The sequence below is a fragment of the Flavobacterium sp. CF136 genome (genome assembly GCF_000282055.1).
Lineage (GTDB): Bacteria > Bacteroidota > Bacteroidia > Flavobacteriales > Flavobacteriaceae > Flavobacterium.
In genome coordinates, this window is record NZ_AKJZ01000096.1 from 1 (window position 1) to 2,727 (window position 2,727).

Sequence of the window (2,727 nt, forward strand, 5' to 3'; positions counted from 1 at the left end):
AGGAAGCATAATCGTCCGAGGTATATTTAAGATTGGTAACTGCCGTGTTATGTGTCCACAAATAAATGGTTCCGTTTAAAACAGTATGATTATTGGTATTATTAAACAAGAATTCATCTGCATTAAGTGCCGAAGGATATGGATTTCCTATCAGGTAAAATTTTCCGTTTAACAACGATTGACTGCTTGTAATATTTCCATTATTAGGAACTCCCTTAAATTGAACAGGTTGTGAATAAGGAAATGCAACCACTTCAGGATGCGGAGCCGGCCAGGTTCCTCCTTTTGGAGTCCTGATAATATATCCGATTCCAGGCTGCATAACAGCAGTTCCTCCATAACTTATTTGCCAGCCAGTACCGGAATAAGACATATATTTATCTGCAAGCGTATTAGGTGACAAATCATCAAATAGGGTTTGTCCTGCCACGGGTGACGACCAATACGAATAATCGAAATTTTTCATCGGTGCAGAATTTCGCTTGTAGATAATACTTCCCGTATTTATTACATTATTAGTTTGTACCAAACTCGCATTGTTCTCAAAAATTAAATTATAATCCGTAGAAACAGTAATTCCGTTTGTTATTGTTAAGGTGTGACCTGAGTTTATAGTTACTGTTTTTCCAGCATTGATAATACACGAGCAGCCATTTAAATCGTTTGATGAGGCATAATCACTTGCAAAAACCAGATTTTGATTACTTGTAGGAATACCATTTGACCATCCACTATTATATGTATTAGTAACCAAACCTGAAACAATAACGTCTATTGATGCTAAAGATGTACAACCAGTTACATCATTAGTAACAATAAATTTATACGTATTAGGTGAGAGTCCTGAAATAGTAGCAGTTGTTCCTGAACCTAAAGTAGATGTTGTAGTCGGTATAGTCGTTATGGTCCAATTTCCAGATGGTAAATTACTTAATGCCACACTTCCGGTTGACAGAGTACAACTTTGTGAAGTAATAGTACCTATTGTGGGAGTTGACGGTAATGCATTTACTATAACGTTTACTGAATTTGATATAACCGCTGGCATACAAGTACCACTAATCACTACATCATAACTACCAGCATCTGCTGTTGCCGGATTTGTTAATGTAAGTGTTGAACTATTTGCACCACTTACAACCCCTCCATTATTTAAATTAGTTGCATTTCTCCTCCATTGATAAGTTAATCCTGTTCCAGTAGCTACAACCGATAAAATCTGTGTTCCTGAACCCGAACATATAGCTGTTGGTGCAGAAGGTTGTGTTGTAATAGCAGGAGAAGTTGTACATCCGGTTGCTACATTAACTATACCGGTTGCTGTAATAAAATAAGTACTATTTATATTGGTTGCCGGTGAGGTAGTCCCTCCCCAAGAACCTGCAGCTGTATTTACTGATCCAAGTGTCAAACTATTAGCTGTATGTGTAAAAGTACTTAAATTAGCAATTGCTCCTGTAGCAATTGACAAATTGCTACTTATTGTTGCAATACCAAGGAATGTTTTGGTTCCTGTACCTGATAGCACAAGATTATTATAGCCAATCCCACTTAATGATTGATTAGTACCGTTTAAATTAATTGTACCAATACCTGAGCCTCCTGTAATATTGGGCAGGCCTGTTGCAAAAAAGTTTCCACTAACATTTAAAAATCCATTTCCTGTAAACTCAATAATGGGAACACCTGCACTATTGCTACAAGTAACACTACCCAAAATATTTACTGTTCCTGTAGAAATTAACAACTTATGTCTTATTGTTCCACCACCACTTGTAATAAAATTTAGACTACCTCCAACATTCAGGATTCCTGAACCAACATTTAATATATTTAATCTACTCCCATTGGCTCTTGGGAGTCTAATATCACCCGAAACATCAAGTTTAAAACCTGCAAAAATTAATTCGCTATTACTAGTATTGGAAACATTATCTGGAAAAAAAATTGAAGCACATGCTGCATCTCCATTTAATGTAACAATATGATTAATGCTAATATTTACTATATCGCCTGCTATTGGGTGAACTCCAACTGCAACTGCTGCACCTGTGTTACTTATTGTTGACCAAGTTGTATTTGCGTTCCAATCTCCTGATTGTCTGGAATAAAAAGTTGTTTGAGCATTCACAAACGAAACCATAAAGAAAATCCCCAAACGAAGCCATATAACGGTATTGCCAAATGTTTTTCTTTTTAAAATTTCTGAATGTTGGTTTGATTTTGAAAATAATAAATTAAAATTGATAGTTAGTTTTTGAATCATGCAGAATGTGGTATTTTATATTTTAAAATTGTTTTTGAAATATTATCAAATAGCTTCCTTTCAGAGCAAGCAAAAAATTATTCTTTTTCCTCAAAAAAGCTTTTTTCAAATGACTAAAAACAAGGCGCTTATGGAAATACTTTTTTTTCAAATATAAAAAAAATTAATTATTAATGTTAAATTATACTTAATATCACTATTTTTTACCTGTTTATGTAAGATAAATTCGAAAAAACTTAAATTTCGCTTTAATTTACATTGCAAAATTTGAATTTTATGAAATTTACTGTAATAAAAAAATCCGATAACTTTCGTTATCGGATTTTTTAAATTTATAAAGTTATAATACTATTTGAATATTAATTTTTTAGTGGTTGTATAACCATTTTCCAGAACTACTTTTACCAACAGAACTTGTTCTGCAAATGCTAAGTGCTGAATAGATAATTCTAAATTGCCTA

The 2,727-nt window shown here is 33.4% G+C and carries 1 protein-coding gene; it reads right to left on the reverse strand.

The window, feature by feature from the left end; genetic code table 11:
• On the reverse strand, positions 1-2,266 hold a 2,266-nt coding region (locus tag PMI10_RS19600; RefSeq protein WP_007810996.1), incomplete at its 3' end, for a beta strand repeat-containing protein.
• Between the last annotated feature and the right edge of the window lie 461 nt (positions 2,267-2,727).